The organism is Bradyrhizobium vignae (assembly GCF_004114425.1).
GTDB classification, from domain to species: domain Bacteria; phylum Pseudomonadota; class Alphaproteobacteria; order Rhizobiales; family Xanthobacteraceae; genus Bradyrhizobium; species Bradyrhizobium vignae.
In genome coordinates, this window is sequence record NZ_RDQF01000007.1 from 54,887 (window position 1) to 71,222 (window position 16,336).

Below are 16,336 nucleotides of genomic sequence, written 5' to 3' on the forward strand. Positions count from 1 at the left end.
TATGGGATGTGGTGAGGACGATGGGACAGACTTTGCCAAAGCCCGCACTCAGGCCTTTCCTGCCGGCCGATGTGCCGATCCTCGCCGCGATCTTCACCGCCAGCATCGAGGAGCTGACCGGCGACGACTACAGCGAGGCGCAGCAGGAAGCCTGGATGGCTGCGGCGGAGGACGAGGAGTTCGGCAAGCGGCTCGCCGCCGATCTCACGCTGATCGCAACGCTCGAGGGTTCGCCCGTCGGCTTCGCCTCGCTGCGCGGCAACGATCACATCCGCATGCTCTATGTCCATCCGGCCGTGGCCGGGCAGGGCATCGCGACCATGCTGGTCGACGCGCTGGAGAAGCTCGCCGGCGGCCGCGGAGCGACGAGCCTGTCGGTCGATGCCAGCGACAACGCGCAAGGCTTCTTCGCCAAACGCGGCTACACCGCCCAGCAGCGCAACAGCGTCACCATGGGCGACGAGTGGCTCGCCAACACCACCATGAAGAAGACGCTCGGAGCGGGGCAATGAGCAAGCAGCGTCTTTATCTGTTCGACACCACGCTGCGCGATGGGGCGCAGACCAACGGCGTCGATTTCACGCTGGCCGACAAGCAGGTCATCGCGGCGATGCTCGATGATCTCGGCATCGACTATATCGAAGGCGGCTATCCCGGCGCCAACCCGCTCGACACGGAGTTCTTTGGCTCCAAGCCGAAACTCAATCATGCGCGCTTCACCGCCTTCGGCATGACGCGGCGGGCTGGGCGCTCGGTCTCGAACGATCCGGGCGTCGCGGGCCTGTTGGAAGCGAAAGCGGATGCGATCTGCTTCGTGGCGAAGTCGTCGGCCTATCAGGTGCGCGTTGCGCTGGAGACGACCAAGGAGGAGAACCTCGCTTCGATCCGGGACAGCGTCGCCGCGGCGAAGGCAGCCGGCCGCGAGGTCATGCTCGACTGCGAGCATTTCTTCGACGGCTACAAGGAGGACCCGAGCTTTGCGCTGGCTTGCGCCAAGGCGGCCTATGAGGCCGGGGCGCGCTGGGTGGTGCTGTGCGATACCAACGGCGGCACCATGCCTGATGAGGTCGAGGCCATCGTCACCGAGGTGACCAAGCACGTTCCCGGCGATCATGTCGGCATCCACGCCCATAACGACACCGAGCAGGCGGTGGCCAATTCGCTCGCCGCGGTGCGCGCCGGAGCGCGGCAGATCCAGGGTACGCTGAACGGTCTCGGCGAGCGCTGCGGCAATGCCAATCTCTGCTCGCTGATCCCGACGCTGAAGCTGAAGAAAGGTCTTGCCGACGCGTTCGAGATCGGCGTCACGGCGGAGAAGCTGGCGACGCTCGTCAAGGTGTCGCGCACGCTCGACGACATGCTCAACCGCGTGCCGAACCGGCATGCGGCCTATGTCGGCGAGAGCGCCTTCGTCACCAAGACCGGCATCCATGCTTCCGCCGTGCTGAAGGATCCGCAGACCTACGAGCATGTGCTGCCGGAACTGGTCGGCAATCACCGCAAGGTGCTGGTGTCCGACCAGGCCGGCCGCTCCAATGTCATTGCCGAGCTCGACCGCGCCGGCATTGCCTACGACAAGAGCGATCCCAAGCTGACGCGCCTCGTCGAGGAATTGAAGGAGCGCGAGGCGGCCGGCTACGCCTATGAATCAGCCAACGCTTCGTTCGAGCTCCTGGCGCGTCGCACGCTCGGCAAGGTGCCGCATTACTTCGAAGTCGAGCAGTTCGACGTCAATGTCGAGCAGCGCTATAACGCGCTCGGCGAGCGCGTCACCGTGGCGCTCGCGGTAGTCAAGGTCGACGTCGCGGGCGAGCATCTGATCTCGGCGGCCGAGGGCAACGGCCCCGTGAACGCGCTCGACGTCGCCTTGCGGAAAGATCTCGGCAAGTACCAGAAGTACATCGAGGGCTTGAAGCTGATCGATTATCGCGTGCGTATCCTCAATGGCGGCACCGGCGCGGTCACGCGCGTCCTGATCGAGAGCGAGGACGAGAACGGCGACAGCTGGACCACGGTCGGCGTCTCCCCCAACATCATCGACGCCTCGTTCCAGGCGCTGATGGATTCGGTGATCTACAAGCTCGTGAAATCGGGCGCGCCGGCGTGAGGGACGGCGGCGCTGCAAGCGCCGTCATTGCGTGCGAGGAGCGAAGCGACGAAGCAAATCCACACTGCCTCCGCGGACGCACTCCGGATTGCTTCGCTTCGCTCGCAATGAGGAGGGGAGGGAGCACGGCACAATGATCGACCACATCTCCGTCGGCGTCAGCGATCTCGAGCGCGCCGCCAAATTCTACGAGGCGACGCTCGGCACCCTCGGCCTCGCGCGCCTCGTCACGCGGCCGCGGACGGTCGGCTTCGGCAAGGCCTATCCGGAGTTCTGGATCAACTTGCGCGAGGGCATGCCGCCCGTAGCCGCGGAGAGCGGTGTGCACATCTGCCTGCGGGCGAAAACCACGGCTGAAGTCGATGCGTTTCACGCCGCCGCACTATCCGCTGGCGGCGCCTCCGATGGCGCGCCCGGCATTCGCCCGCACGACCGGGTGCGCTACTACGCAGCCTTCGTCTTCGACCCCGACGGTAACCGGATCGAGGCGGTGACGTTTCCGGCAGAGTAGCGCGTTACAGCTTGCGCGCCATTTCCGGGGCGAGCTGCTTTTCCGATTCGGCCACCTGTGCCGCGGCCGCTTTCAGCTTCGGCAGGATCTCCTCGACGCGGTCGGCCTTGAGGATGTCGATTGAAAGGCCAGCGCGGATGAACTCGGTCTGGCGCATGTGCGACAGCAGCGAGAACAGCGGCTCCCAGAAATTGTCGATGTTGGCGAGCAGCACCGGCTTGGCATGACGGCCGAGCTGCTTCCAGGTCATCTGCTCGACCAGCTCCTCCAGCGTACCGACGCCGCCCGGCAGGGCCACGAAGGCGTCGGAGCGTTCGAACATCAGGCGCTTGCGCTCGTGCATATCAGGCGTGACGATCATCTCCTGCACGCGCGTCAGCGCATTCTCGCGCAGCCGCAGGAAGTCGGGGATGATGCCCGTGACGGTGCCGCCATGGTCGAGCACGGAGGTCGCGACCGCGCCCATCAGACCGAGTGAGCCGCCGCCATAGACCAAGCGGATGTTGTTTTCGGCGAGGGCCCTGCCGAACGCCTTGGCGCCTTCGGTGAAGCGGGGATTGGTTCCTGGGCCGGAGCCGCAATAGACACAGACAGTTTGGATCGTGCTCATTGTTGCCATGATGCATTGCAGCGAGGAGGCGTCAAGCCCAATCGGTGATTCGATACTCCCGGAAATCTACCGGTAAACGACGATGAACAATCAAAGATTCGCCATCTGGCGGGGTGCGCGGGCATCGGGAAGGCTCTATATGACGGACGAAAATCGTTAATCGCAGTTGCGCCCGCATCCGGCGGGCTTTCAGGCTTCTTGATGGACCAACCTCAATCGTTCGACGGCGCCGACGTTCCTGACCCTCCCGCCACAGGACCGCAGGCCGGGGCCACGCTGATCGGCACGCTGGCGCATCTGTGGCCCTATATCTGGCCGGGCGATCGTTTCGACCTAAAGATGCGGGTGGTCTGGTCGCTGGTGCTGCTGCTCGCCGCCAAGCTGATCACGCTCGCGGTGCCGTTCAGCTTCAAATGGGCGACGGATGCGCTGACCGGCGCCAACACCGCGCCGGTACAGGCCGACAACTGGCATCTCTGGGTGGTCGCCTCGCCGCTGTTGCTGACCGCGAGTTACGGCGCGATGCGCATCCTGATGGCGGTGCTGACGCAATGGCGCGACGGCATCTTCGCCCGCGTCGCCATGCATGCGGTGCGCAAGCTCGCCACCATCACCTTCATCCACATGCACGAGCTGTCGCTGCGTTTTCACCTGGAGCGCAAGACCGGTGGCCTGACGCGCGTGCTCGAGCGCGGCCGCGAGGGCATCGAGGTCATCGTGCGCATGGTGATCCTGCAGCTGATCCCGACCATTGTCGAGGTCTCGCTGCTGCTCGCGGTGCTGCTCTGGCAATTCGACTGGCGTTACGTGGTCGCCACCCTGATCACGGTCGCGCTCTACATGTACTACACCTACATCGCGACCGAGTGGCGGATCGGCATCCGCCGCAAGATGAACGATTCCGACACCGAGGCGAACACCAAGGCGATCGACTCGCTGCTCAACTACGAGACCGTGAAGTATTTCGGCGCCGAGGCGCGCGAGGCGCAGCGCTACGACAAATCGGTGGAGCGTTACGAGGAGGCGAGCATCCGCACCTACACCTCGCTCGCGGTGCTCAACACCGGGCAGGCCGTGATCTTCACCCTGGGTCTGACCGCGACCATGCTGATGTGCGCGATCGGCGTACGCAACGGCACCAACACCGTGGGCGATTTCGTGCTGATCAACGCCATGATGATCCAGCTGTACCAGCCGTTGAATTTCATGGGCATGGTCTATCGCGAGATCAAGCAGGCGATCATCGACATCGAGAAGATGTTCAACGTGCTGGGCAGAGAGGCGGAGATCAAGGATGCGCCGGACGCGAAGCCGCTGGTCATCTCCGCCGGCACGGTGCGCTTCGAGGACGTGCGCTTTGCCTACGAGCCGACACGGCCGATCCTGAAAGGCATCAGCTTCGAGGTGCCGGCCGGCAAGACCATCGCGATCGTCGGTCCGTCGGGCGCAGGCAAGTCGACCATCTCGCGGCTGCTGTTCCGCCTGTATGACGTCTCCGGCGGCAAGATCTTGATCGACGGCCAAGATATCCGCAACGTTATGCAGGCCAGCTTGCGCGCGTCGATCGGCATGGTGCCGCAAGATACCGTGCTGTTCAACGACACCATCCGCTACAACATCCGCTACGGCCGCTGGGACGCCAGCGATGCCGAGGTCGAGGAGGCGGCGCGGCTGGCGCAGATCGACCATTTCATTCGCATGGCGCCGAAGGGCTACGAGACCCAGGTCGGCGAGCGCGGCCTGAAGCTGTCCGGGGGCGAGAAGCAGCGCGTCGCGATCGCGCGCACCGTGCTGAAGGCACCGCCGATCCTGGTGCTGGACGAGGCGACGTCGGCGCTCGACACCCATACCGAGCACGAGATCCAGGGCGCGCTCGATCGCGTGGCGAAGAACCGCACCTCGCTGGTGATTGCGCACCGGCTTTCGACCATCGTCGGCGCCGACGAGATCATCGTGCTGGACCAGGGCCGCATCGCCGAACGCGGCACCCACGCGAAACTGCTCGCGCAGGGCGGCCTCTATGCCAGCATGTGGAACAGGCAGCGCGAGGCCGAGGCGGCGCGCGAGAAACTGGCCAAGATGGCCGACACCAGCACGGCGCCCAACCGGGAGCCGCCGCCGGTCGATGACACCCTGACGACGCCCGCGGCGGCGGAGTGAGCTTGTCTCCGATCCCAACTCTGGCCTAAACAAGCCCGCGCGACGACCCGCGCCATTAACCCCAAGCGGCAGATAGCGATGTCCATTCTCGATTCGATCCAGCGTCAGATTCCGCCGATCCACAAGGAGGGCTATCCCTTCATCGGCGGCTTTGCACTGGCAAGCCTGATCCTGTTCTGGCTGTGGTCGCCTCTGGGATGGATCGGCACGATCCTGACGGTGTGGTGCGCGCTGTTCTTCCGCGACCCCGTCCGCGTGACACCGGTGCGCGAGGGGCTGGTGGTGTCGCCGGCCGACGGCCGCGTCTCGATGATCACCATGGCGCTGCCGCCGGCCGAGCTCGGCCTCGGTGACCGGCCATTGCCGCGCATCTCGGTGTTCATGAGCGTGTTCAACTGTCACGTGAACCGCAGCCCGATCGCGGGCAGGGTGGATCGCATCGCCTACCGGCCCGGCCTGTTCATCAACGCCGAGCTCGACAAGGCGAGCGAAGACAATGAGCGCAACTCGCTGGTGATCACGACGCCCAATGCGCGGATCGGCGTGGTCCAGATCGCAGGCCTCGTCGCCAAGCGCATCGTCTGCTTCGTCAAGGAGGGGCAGGCGATCGGCGCCGGTGAGCGCTTCGGCCTGATCCGCTTCGGCTCGCGGCTCGATGTGTACCTGCCTGTCGGCACCAAGGCGCTGGTCTCGGAAGGGCAGACCGCGATCGCCGGAGAGACCATTTTGGCCGACCTCGCCGGCGACGACCCGAGCCGCGCCTATCGCGCCAATTAACCAATAGTCGGTGCTTTGGACCCTCCGCCGCAATGGCGGAGGGGGGCGCGGCTTGCTATATCTCGCCTTAAGATAAGGACGAGCCATGACGCCCTACGACTTCAAGGATCCCGATGTCCGCCGCCGGCGGTTCCGACCGATTCCGGTGCGGATGCTGGTGCCCAACGTCATCACGCTGCTGGCGATCTGCGCCGGCCTGACCTCGATCCGACTGTCGATCGAGGGGCGGATGTCGCTCGCCGTCTATGCCATCGTGTTCGCAGCCGCGCTCGATGGCATCGACGGCCGCATCGCGCGCATGATCAAGGGTCAGTCCAAGTTCGGCGCCGAGCTCGACAGCCTCGCCGACTTCGTCAATTTCGGCGTCGCGCCCGGCCTGATGCTGTATTTCTGGCAGCTGCACGAGCTCGGCAATGCCGGCTGGATCGCCGCCATGGTGTTCGCGATCTCCGGCGGCCTGCGACTCGCGCGCTTCAACGCCACGATGGATGATCCGAACAAGCCGGCCTTCGCCGCCAATTTCTTCACCGGCGTGCCGGCGCCCGCGGGCGCGATCACGGTGCTGCTGCCGATCTACGTTGCTTTCCTCGAGCTCGGCCGGCTGCCCGCAGCGGTGACGGCGGCCTATACGCTGCTGATCGCCTTCCTGATGGTGTCGCGCCTGCCGGTGTTCTCCGGCAAGACCAAGCGCATGCGCGTCCCACCCGAACTGGTGCTGCCGGCCTTCGTCGCGGTGATCGTCTTCATCGCGCTCCTGATCGCCTATCCCTGGCATGTGCTGTCGATCGGCACGGTGCTGTATCTCCTCGCTTTGCCGCTTGGCTACAAATCCTATCGCGACCAGGCGCGCGCGATGGAAGCCACCGCGCCGTCAGGAGCCGAAGTTCCGTCGCCGCCGTCGGCGCCGACGCTGGCGAATTTGTCGGAGCGGCCGCACGATGACGAACGGCCCGGACGGCTGCACTGAGCGGCCCCGCGCGGATATCTGCCATGAGGCCCGTCTGAGTTGGGTCGAAGCCTGATCTCGGCTATATCGCCTGTGCCGGCGGCATCGCGTCAATCAGCCGCCAATCTGGGAGAGAACGCCGTGACTGATACCGCGACCGGGCCGCTGCCTGCTTCCGTCCTCGAGGCGCTGGGCCGCTACGACACACCGACGATCTGCAATGCCATGGAGATCGTGGCGCCCGAGCGCCGGCTGATCGGCTACACCACCAAGCAACTGGTCTGTCCGTTCCCAGACCTGCCGCCGATCGTCGGCTATGCCCGCACGGTCACGATCCGTTCAGTGCTGAAATCATCGCTCCCGGCTGAAGAGCAGTCCAAGCGTCGGATCGAATATTACGAATATGTCGGCACCGGCCATGGCCCGCGCATCTCGGTGATCCAGGACATCGACGGGCCCGACGTCGGCTATGGCGCGTTCTGGGGCGAGGTGCAGAGCAACGTGCACAAGGCGCTCGGCTGCCTCGGCGTGATCACCGACGGCTCGATCCGCGACATCCCGCAATGGGCTCCGGGATTCCAGGCGCTCGCCGGCTCGATCGGCCCGTCGCATGCCTGGGTGCATGCGGAAAGCTTTGGCGGCGAAGTGCGCGTTGCCGGCATGTCCGTGAAGTCCGATGATCTGATCCACGCCGACCGGCACGGCGCCATCGTGATCCCGCTCGACGTCGCCGCGAAGCTGCCGGAGGCTGCCGAACTCTGCGGCCGCCGCGAGACGCCGATCCTGGAGATCGCCCGCAGCCCCGACTTCTCGCTGGAGAAGCTGAAGGCCGCGCTGAAGCGCTCGGCGGAAATCCACTAAGCGCGTGGTTGAACGACCTACGGCCGCGACGCCGGCCGTGGGGCGCCTTGTTCCGCCAGGAACAGAGCCGCCTGGTCCGGCTCACCGAACACAGCGGCGGCGCATCCGATCAGGGTGAAGCCGCCGGCAAGGTCCCAGAGCGTGATGTCTTCGGCATTGTCCGGGAGGTGGATCAATCGCGCTGCGATCACCGCGAAGGCGGCTTCGACAAAGAGCAGGATGCTGAAGGCCGGCAGGACGAGCTCCGGCTCGAGCAGGTGGAACGCCAGCGCCGCGGGCAGCGCAGTGAGAAGGCCGAAGAGCGTCAACATCGCGATGGCTCCCGCGATCGAGCATGCCGCCCCGCTTCAGGATAGCAATTCATCCTTCGTCCCGGATGTGGCGGAGGGCCGCAGCGGACGTGACGTCGTGGCGCGCCGGCTTATGGTTAGCGAAGTGTTGAAATTTCCCATCGCTGGACGGCAATCGCAGCGGCGCGCAGAACACTGTCCGGACTTAACCTTTACGCGGCTTTAAGGGCGGCGCTCTAGGGTTCCGGTGCGGTTCGGGGTTGGGCCGCGCCAGCGGCCAGGACGGCCGTTGTTGCGTTCGCGGTTGGAGTCTCCCATGGATATCATGACGGGCGTTGGGCTCACGGCGGGCATCATCGTCATCACCGCGATGATCCTCATGGGCGGCGACCTGCACATGTTCATTTCCGAACATGCGATGATCATCATCTTCGGCGGCTCGATTTCCGCGACCATGATCCGCTTTCCGCTTTCAGCGCTGCTGCACGGCCTTCCGCTCGGCGCCAAGTTCGCCTTCACCATGAGCCGGCTGTCGGCGCACGATCTCGTCGACGAGCTTGCCCGCATCGCCGAGATCGCCCGCAAGCAGGGCCCGGTGGGTCTCGAGAAGGTTGAGACCGACGAGCCATTCCTCGCCAAGGGCATCCGCTACGTCGCCGACGGCTACGACCTCGACTTCATCCGCGACAATCTCGAGCGCGACCGCGACAACTTCCTGATGCACCTCGACGAGGGCAGCAAGATCTACCGCGCCATCGGCGACTGCGCCCCGGCCTTCGGCATGATCGGCACCCTGATCGGCATGGTGCAGATGTTCGCCAACATGACCGACCCCTCCAAGCTCGGCCCGTTCATGGCGACCGCGCTGCTCGCCACGCTCTACGGTGCGCTGGTTGCGAACCTGTTCTGTCTGCCGATCGCCGACAAGCTGCATGGCAAGCTGCTGGATGAAGAGACCAACCGCACCCTGATCATCGACGGCATCCTGATGATCCGCGACTCCAAAAGCCCGACCTTGGTGCGCGAAATGCTGCTGGCCTACCTGCCGGAGAAGCATCGCCACGCCGAGGGTGAACCGGTGCCGGCCTGATCGTGCGCACCAGGATTTAGGTCATGGCGAAGAAGAAACGCGGCGATGCGCATGGCGGCGGTCACGGCTGGTTCGTGACTTTCGCCGACCTCATGGGCCTCATGATGAGCTTCTTCGTGATGCTCGTCGCGTTCTCCACGCAAGACGCCAACAAGCTGAAGATCGTTGCAGGGTCCATGCGCGACGCCTTCGGCGTGCAGAGCGAAGCGCGCTACGCCGGCATCGTCGAGTCTGACGGTCTGCCGACGCGTCCGCGGCTGAAGAATGTCGATCACATTCAGCCCGAGGACGCCTCGAACACGCCGACGCCGGATCAGGAGGACCGCGACCGCACGTCGGGGGCCAAGGTCAAGGTCGACCGCAATTTCGCGCTGGCGGCGGCCTCGCTGCGCCAGGCGTTGCAGGACATGCCGGAACTGACCGAGATGTCCAAGCACATCATGTTCGAGGAGACCAAGCAGGGCCTCAACCTGGAGATCGTCGACCAGGATGGCCGCTCGATGTTCGCCGACGGCTCCAAGGTCCCCTATGAGCGCACCCGCCGCCTGGTCGAGAAGCTCGCGATCCCACTCAAGGCCACGCCGCTCCGCGTTTCCATCGCCGGTCACACCGCGGCGGGCTTCGTGCCGACCCGCAGCGACTACGGCGCCTTCGATCTGTCGGCCGACCGCGCCAATGCCGTGCGCCAGATCCTCGAACGCGAGGGCCTGCCGCCGTCGCACTTTTTCGCCGTCTCGGGCAAGGCGGACACCCAGCCGCTGTTTCCGGACGATCCCTCGCTCGCCGCCAACCGGCGGGTGACCATCACGCTGATGCGCGAAGATCCGCCGCTGCCGCCGAATCTGAAGCCGTGAGCATGATCCGCACCCGAAGGGCCGCGTTAGCGCAAAGTAGGCACCGGTTTTCCCGACGAGATCATGCTCGGAAAATAGGCCCCTTGCGTTACCATCTTACCTGAGGCATGTCGTCGCGCAGGCGATGAACGTTGCTGCGGCGTCACAGCTTCTGTCCCGGTGCCTGCTATGGTGGAGGCCGATTGACAGGCGCGCGGGAAGCGTCAAAAGGCGCCGGATCAAATTCAGGGACCAAGCGTTTTCCACCCTCATGACGGCGAGCATCACATCGACCGAGACTCAGGATGTGCAACCGGTCACATCAGGCTTTTGGGCCCTTACGCTCGGGAGCATCGGCGTCGTCTTCGGCGATATCGGCACCTCGCCGCTCTATGCTTTCCACGAGGCGGTCAGGGGCGCGGCCCATGGCGAGCCGGTCTCACGCGTCATCGTGCTCGGCGTGCTCTCGCTGATCCTGTGGGCACTGCTGATCGTCGTCACCGCGAAATATGTCCTGCTGTTGCTGCGCGCCGACAATAACGGGGAGGGCGGCACGCTCTCGCTGATGGCGCTCGGCCAGCGCGCGCTCGGGCGGCGGAGCTGGTTCCTGCTCGCGCTGGGCGTGGTCGGCGCCTCGATGTTCATCGGCGATTCCATGATCACGCCGGCGATATCGGTACTCTCGGCGGTCGAAGGCCTGAAGCTCGCAACTCCCGCGCTCGAGCACTATGTCGTGCCGCTCACCGTCCTCATTCTGGTGCTGCTGTTCGCGGTCCAGAGCAAGGGGACCGCACTGGTCGCCTCGGCATTCGGGCCGGTGATGGTGGTCTGGTTCACGGCCATCGCCGTGATGGGGGCCGTCCATATCGTCGATGACCCCTCCGTGCTGGCGGCGATCAATCCCTATTACGCGGTGCAGTTCGTGCTGTCACACGGCACGATCGGCCTCGTGACACTCGGCGCCGTGTTCCTGGCCGTGACGGGGGGCGAGGCGCTGTACGCCGATCTCGGCCATTTCGGCCGCAAGCCGATCCAGTCGGCCTGGATGTTCTTCGTGTTGCCCGCGCTCCTGATCAACTATTTCGGGCAGGGGGCGCTGGTGCTATCCGATCCCAGCGCGATCGAGCATTCCTTCTATCGCATGGTGCCCGAGAAGCTGGTGCTGCCGTTGGTCGGGCTTGCGACGGCCGCAACCGTGATCGCGAGCCAAGCGGTGATCACCGGCGCCTATTCGCTGGTCTATCAGGCCGTGCAGCTCGGCCTCCTGCCGCGTTTCGAGGTGCGTTACACCTCCGAATCCCATGCCGGCCAGATCTATCTGCCGCGTGTCAACCGCTTGCTGCTGATCGGCGTGATGCTGCTGGTGCTGCTGTTCCACACCCCCAGCAATCTGGCCTCGGCCTACGGCATTGCGGTCTCAACCACCATGGTCGCCGACGGCATCATGGGCTTCGTCGTGATCTGGAAATTGTGGAATTGGCGTGCGGCGGCGGCCGCGGCCGTCATCATGCCCTTCGTCGTCGTCGATTTGAGCTTCTTCAGCGCCAATCTACTCAAGCTGCTCGAGGGCGCCTGGGTGCCGCTGCTGTTTGGCGCGGCAATGGCTGGGACGATCTGGACCTGGCGCAAGGGCTCTGGAATTCTGATGCAGAAGACGCGACGGATCGAGGTGCCGCTGGACGATCTGATCCGCAGCCTGGAGAAGCGGCCGCCGCACATCGTCAAGGGCGCCGCCGTATTCCTGACCAGCGATCCCGCTTTCGTGCCGACCGCGCTCCTGCACAATCTCAAGCACAACAAGGTGCTGCATGAGCACAACGTGATCCTGACCATCGAGACCGCGCATACGCCGCGGGTCGATCTGTCGGAGCGATTCAGGATGGAAAAGATCAGCGACAAGTTTTCCAAGGTCCGCTTGCGCTTCGGCTTCATGGAGCAGCCGAACGTGCCCAAGGCGCTCGCGATCGCGCGCAAGCAGGGCTGGCAGTTCGACATCATGTCGACCTCGTTCTTCGTGTCGCGAAGGTCGCTGAAAGCCTCGGCGCAGTCGGGCATGCCGCTTTGGCAGGATCACCTATTCATCGCGCTGAGCCGGTCGGCCAACGATGCAACCGACTATTTCCAGATTCCCACCGGGCGGGTGGTTGAAGTCGGAACCCAAGTCACTATTTGAACGCAACTGGTGAATCCATGCAGAATTAGCATGGCTAGGGCCCGAAATCGGGCTAGGCTATGCCGGCAGCGCAGGACTATAAGCCGCGCGCTTTTCCGCCGTTGTGCCGTGAAGCATTGTCGAGGCCGTAGGGCTCTTCCATGACCAGTGACGTAGCAGTTCCCGCCCCGGAGACGGCGGCGGCCAACGGGCATGGCGAGGCCCATACGACCGCCGGTTTCGGCGCCCTGACGCTCGGCAGTATTGGCGTCGTCTATGGCGATATCGGCACCAGCCCGCTCTACGCGTTCCGCGAGGCGGTGATGGCGGCCTCGGGCGCCGATGGCTTGCCGACGCCGGCGGCCGTGCTCGGCGTGCTTTCCCTGATCCTCTGGGCGCTCATCGTCGTGGTGACGCTCAAATACGTGGTGATCCTGCTCCGCGCCGACAACAACGGCGAGGGCGGCACGCTGGCGCTGATGGCGCTGGCCCAGCGGGCGGTTGGCACCGGCGGGGCGACCATCGTCCTGCTCGGCATCATCTCTGGCGCCCTGTTCTATGGTGATGCCGTGATCACGCCGGCGCTCTCGGTGCTGTCGGCGATCGAGGGCATGAAGGACGTCACCCTGACATTCGAGCCTTATATCGTTCCGCTGACCGTCGTGATACTGGCCGGTCTGTTCGCCGTGCAATCCCGCGGCACGGCGCGCGTTGCCGCCTTTTTCGGCCCGATCATGTGCGTGTGGTTCGCGGTGCTTGCGGCCGCGGCGATCCATCCGATCATCCAGCAGCCGCAGGTGCTGCTCGCGCTGAACCCGCTCTATGCCGTGTCCTTCATGCTGCACCATGGCATCATCGGCTTCGTCACGCTGGGCGCCGTGTTCCTGGCCGTCACCGGCGCCGAGGCGCTCTATGCCGACCTCGGCCATTTCGGCAAGCGGCCGATCCAGTTCGCCTGGCTCTCTATCGTGCTGCCGTCGCTGGCGCTGAACTATCTCGGGCAGGGGGCGCTCGTCCTCAGTGACCCCGGCGCGATCGTGAGCCCGTTCTTCCAGCTCTTCCCGCAAGGCTTTGTTCGCGGCACCATGGTCGTGCTGGCCACTGCCGCCACGGTCATCGCGAGCCAAGCCGTCATCACCGGCGCCTATTCGTTGACGCGGCAGGCGATCCAGCTCGGGCTGCTGCCACGCTTTGAAATTCGCCATACGTCGGAAGCCCATTCCGGCCAGATCTTCATCCCGCGCATCAACCAGCTGTTGCTGGTTTTCGTGGTCCTTCTGGTGCTGCTGTTCCGCTCCTCGTCCGCGCTCGCCTCCGCCTACGGTATCTCCGTCACCGGCACGATGGTGGTCACGGCCATGATGGGTTTCGTCGTGGTCTGGAAGGGGTGGCGGTGGTCGCCGCTCGCCGCGGGCGCGCTGATTGCGCCGTTCCTGTTCCTCGACCTGACCTTCCTGACCGCCAATCTCTTGAAGGTCTTCGAGGGCGGCTGGGTGCCGCTGGCGCTCGGTGCGGTCATGATCATCCTGATGTACACCTGGCGGCGCGGCAGCCGGCTCTTGTTCGAGAAGTCGCGCAAGCTCGAGTTTCCGCTCGCCGACCTGGTCGCCATGCTGGAGAAGCGGCCGCCGCAACGGGTGCCGGGTACCGCGGTGTTCCTGACCTCGGACCCGCTCAGCGCGCCGACCGCGCTGATGCATAGTCTGAAGCACTACAAGGTGCTGCACGAGAAGAATGTCATTCTCACCATCGAGACCGCGCAGACCCCGCGGATCGATCCGGCGGACCGGGTGAGGCTGGAGCAAATCTCACCGACCTTCTCCAAGGTGACACTGAAGTTCGGCTTCATGGAATCGCCCAACGTGCCGAAGGCGCTGGCGATCGCCCGCAAGCTGGGCTGGCAGTTCGACATCATGTCGACCTCGTTCTTCCTGTCGCGAAGGGCGCTCAAGCCCGCCGCCCATTCCGGCATGCCGCGCTGGCAGGACCGGCTGTTCATCTCGCTCAGCCGCGCCGCCAACGATGCCACCGACTATTTCCAGATCCCAAGCGGCCGCGTCGTCGAGGTCGGCACGCAGGTGACGATTTAGCTTTCAGCCGGGGCTCCATCCGTCGCCATCGCTGTCATCTCCCGGCCCGATGTTTCGACCGGGCGATCCAGTACTCCGAAGCGCCCGTGATTCACCGAGCAGCCGCGGCGTACTGGGCTCGCCGCTTGCCGCCTACGCTAAAGCTTCGGCGCCCCTGGACCTCAACCCCGGCGTAGCCGGGTCCGCGGGGAATGACACCGAAGGAATGGTGAGAACTGAAACGGAATCTCCGGGCATAGACCCCGAAAGCCGGACTTCAAGTCGCTGCGATTTAGCTTTAACTTGCGCCGCGCGGCTCAAGCCCTTGTGGCGCTTGATTTTCGTTTCCCGAGAGGCGAGGTTGCCGCCGGCCGGGATCGCCCGGCATGCGCCTTGCGACGTTGGAGGATGAAGTGGCAAACCAGGTACAGGATCTGACCCCGGACGAGGTCTCCAAGGGTGTCGCGGAAGGGCGCTATCTGCTCGTCGACGTCCGTGAGCCGAATGAGGTTCAGGCCGAAGCCTATCCCTATGGCGTCGTGGTTCCGCTCTCGACCTTCGATCCCAAGGCGATTCCCGACCCCGCGGGCAAGGAGGTCGTGTTCGCTTGCCGCTCGGGCAAGCGCTCGGTGACGGCCTCGCTCGCGGCGCAGGCGGCGGGCCTGCCTTACGACAAGCATCTGGCCGGCGGCATGCTCGGCTGGAAGGCGGCGGGTCTTCCCAGCAAGCTCGGTGGCTGATCGGCCCGATGTCCAAAAGCTCGTCCTTGAACAAGGTCTTCGCCGATCCTCCCGTCACCATCTTCGAGGCGATGTCGCAGGCCGCGCGCGACAACAATGCAATCAATCTCGGCCAGGGGTTCCCCGACGATCCCGGGCCTGAGGACATCCGGCGCGCCGCGGCCGAGGCCTCGCTGAATGGCTACAACCAGTACCCCTCGATGATGGGCCTGCCGGAGCTGCGCCAGGCGATCGCGACCCATTACGGCCATTGGCACGGCCTCAAGCTGGATCCGATGAGCGAGGTGATGGTCACGTCCGGCGGCACCGAGGCGCTGACCTCGGCTATCCTCGCCGTGGTTCAGCCCGGCGACGAAGTGGTCTGCTTCCAGCCGGTCTATGATTCCTATTTGCCGATCATCCGTCAGGCCGGCGGCATTCCGCGCCTCGTCCGCCTCGAGCCGCCCCATTGGCGGCTGAATGAGGACATGCTGAAAAGCGTGTTCAATTCAAAGACCAAGGCGGTGCTCTTCAACAATCCTTTGAATCCCTCCGCGGTGGTCTATCCGCGCGAGGATCTCGAACTGCTGGCGCGCTACTGCCAGGAGTTCGATGTCATCGCGATCTGCGACGAGGTCTGGGAGCACGTCACCTTCGACGAGCACAAGCACATCCCGCTGATCACCATTCCGGGCATGCGCGAGCGCACCATCAAGGTCGGCTCGGCCGGCAAGATCTTCTCGCTCACGGGCTGGAAGATCGGCTTCGTCTGTGCCGCGCCACAGCTCTTGCGCGTCGCCGCCAAGGTGCACCAGTTCCTGACGTTCACCACCGCGCCGAACCTCCAGGCTGCCGTCGCTTACGGCCTCGGCAAGTCCGACGACTACTTCCTGTCGATGCGCCAGGATCTGACGCGGAGCAGGGACCGCCTGACCAGGGGGCTGGAGAGCCTCGGCTTCCCCGTGCTGAAGTCGCAGGGCACCTACTTCCTCACCGTCGACCTGTCGCCGCTCGGGCTGAACGAGAGCGACACCGAGTTCTGCTGGCGCATCGTGAAGGACTACAAGGTCGCCGCGATCCCGGTCTCGGCCTTCTACGAGCAGGACCCGGTGACATCAGTGGTGCGCTTCTGCTTTGCCAAGAAGGACGAGACCCTCGACACCGCGCTGGAGCGGCTGTCGGACGCGGTGCGTGGACGCAAGAGGTAGACC

Annotated in this window: 15 protein-coding genes; 13 read left to right on the forward strand and 2 right to left on the reverse strand. The window is 64.9% G+C overall.

Annotated features, from left to right (window positions below; genetic code table 11):
- The first annotated feature begins 20 nt into the window (after positions 1 to 20).
- The 3 genes from EAV90_RS08180 to EAV90_RS08190 all read left to right on the forward strand — a co-directional run bounded on the left by EAV90_RS08180 (position 21) and on the right by EAV90_RS08190 (position 2,618).
- Complete coding sequence (locus EAV90_RS08180; protein WP_164936832.1) at positions 21 to 512, forward strand: GNAT family N-acetyltransferase; 492 nt, start codon at positions 21 to 23, stop codon at positions 510 to 512.
- Positions 509 to 2,107: a citramalate synthase gene (gene cimA / locus EAV90_RS08185; RefSeq protein ID WP_129143129.1), complete on the forward strand. Its 1,599-nt coding sequence runs from the start codon at positions 509 to 511 to the stop codon at positions 2,105 to 2,107. The genes EAV90_RS08180 and cimA overlap by 4 nt, the downstream gene beginning before the upstream one ends.
- A 133-nt stretch (positions 2,108 to 2,240) precedes the next feature.
- The gene (locus tag EAV90_RS08190) at positions 2,241 to 2,618 is read left to right on the forward strand and encodes a VOC family protein (protein ID WP_122403840.1); all 378 of its coding nucleotides are present in this window, start codon (positions 2,241 to 2,243) and stop codon (positions 2,616 to 2,618) included.
- 4 nt (positions 2,619 to 2,622) lie between these two features.
- Here EAV90_RS08190 and EAV90_RS08195 read toward each other — a convergent pair whose 3' ends face one another.
- The gene (locus tag EAV90_RS08195; protein ID WP_162500329.1) at positions 2,623 to 3,228 is read right to left on the reverse strand and encodes an LOG family protein; all 606 of its coding nucleotides are present in this window, start codon (positions 3,226 to 3,228) and stop codon (positions 2,623 to 2,625) included.
- A gap of 201 nt (positions 3,229 to 3,429) precedes the next feature.
- Between EAV90_RS08195 and EAV90_RS08200 the strand changes: the two genes are divergently transcribed.
- The 4 genes from EAV90_RS08200 (at position 3,430) to EAV90_RS08215 (ending at position 7,972) form a co-directional block, all read left to right on the forward strand.
- Entirely contained in the window at positions 3,430 to 5,388 is a 1,959-nt protein-coding gene (locus tag EAV90_RS08200) for an ABCB family ABC transporter ATP-binding protein/permease (RefSeq protein WP_129143130.1), read from the forward strand.
- Positions 5,389 to 5,442: 54 nt separating this feature from the next.
- The gene (locus tag EAV90_RS08205; RefSeq protein WP_283809970.1) at positions 5,443 to 6,165 is read left to right on the forward strand and encodes a phosphatidylserine decarboxylase; all 723 of its coding nucleotides are present in this window, start codon (positions 5,443 to 5,445) and stop codon (positions 6,163 to 6,165) included.
- 85 nt (positions 6,166 to 6,250) lie between these two features.
- Positions 6,251 to 7,132, forward strand: a complete 882-nt coding sequence (locus EAV90_RS08210) for a CDP-alcohol phosphatidyltransferase family protein (protein ID WP_122403836.1) — start codon at positions 6,251 to 6,253, stop codon at positions 7,130 to 7,132.
- Between the two features lie 120 nt (positions 7,133 to 7,252).
- Entirely contained in the window at positions 7,253 to 7,972 is a 720-nt protein-coding gene (locus tag EAV90_RS08215; protein ID WP_164936833.1) for an RraA family protein, read from the forward strand.
- Between the two features lie 17 nt (positions 7,973 to 7,989).
- Here the strand turns inward: EAV90_RS08215 and EAV90_RS08220 are convergent, their stop codons facing one another.
- On the reverse strand, positions 7,990 to 8,283 hold the full coding sequence (locus EAV90_RS08220; protein ID WP_122403834.1) for a hypothetical protein: 294 nt from the start codon (positions 8,281 to 8,283) through the stop codon (positions 7,990 to 7,992).
- A gap of 295 nt (positions 8,284 to 8,578) precedes the next feature.
- On the opposite strand from EAV90_RS08220, the gene EAV90_RS08225 reads away from it, so the two are divergent.
- From EAV90_RS08225 to EAV90_RS08250, 6 genes are all read left to right on the forward strand, one after another.
- On the forward strand, positions 8,579 to 9,352 hold the full coding sequence (locus EAV90_RS08225) for a motility protein A (protein ID WP_080138159.1): 774 nt from the start codon (positions 8,579 to 8,581) through the stop codon (positions 9,350 to 9,352).
- 23 nt (positions 9,353 to 9,375) lie between these two features.
- On the forward strand, positions 9,376 to 10,206 hold the full coding sequence (locus EAV90_RS08230) for an OmpA/MotB family protein (RefSeq protein WP_129143132.1): 831 nt from the start codon (positions 9,376 to 9,378) through the stop codon (positions 10,204 to 10,206).
- A gap of 250 nt (positions 10,207 to 10,456) precedes the next feature.
- On the forward strand, positions 10,457 to 12,358 hold the full coding sequence (locus EAV90_RS08235; protein ID WP_129143133.1) for a potassium transporter Kup: 1,902 nt from the start codon (positions 10,457 to 10,459) through the stop codon (positions 12,356 to 12,358).
- Between the two features lie 140 nt (positions 12,359 to 12,498).
- Entirely contained in the window at positions 12,499 to 14,427 is a 1,929-nt protein-coding gene (locus EAV90_RS08240; protein WP_129143134.1) for a potassium transporter Kup, read from the forward strand.
- 392 nt (positions 14,428 to 14,819) lie between these two features.
- A complete protein-coding gene (locus tag EAV90_RS08245; RefSeq protein ID WP_164936834.1) occupies positions 14,820 to 15,146 on the forward strand; it encodes a rhodanese-like domain-containing protein in 327 nt (108 codons plus the stop codon).
- 8 nt (positions 15,147 to 15,154) lie between these two features.
- Positions 15,155 to 16,333, forward strand: a complete 1,179-nt coding sequence (locus EAV90_RS08250; RefSeq protein ID WP_129143136.1) for an aminotransferase — start codon at positions 15,155 to 15,157, stop codon at positions 16,331 to 16,333.
- Positions 16,334 to 16,336: the final 3 nt, after the last annotated feature.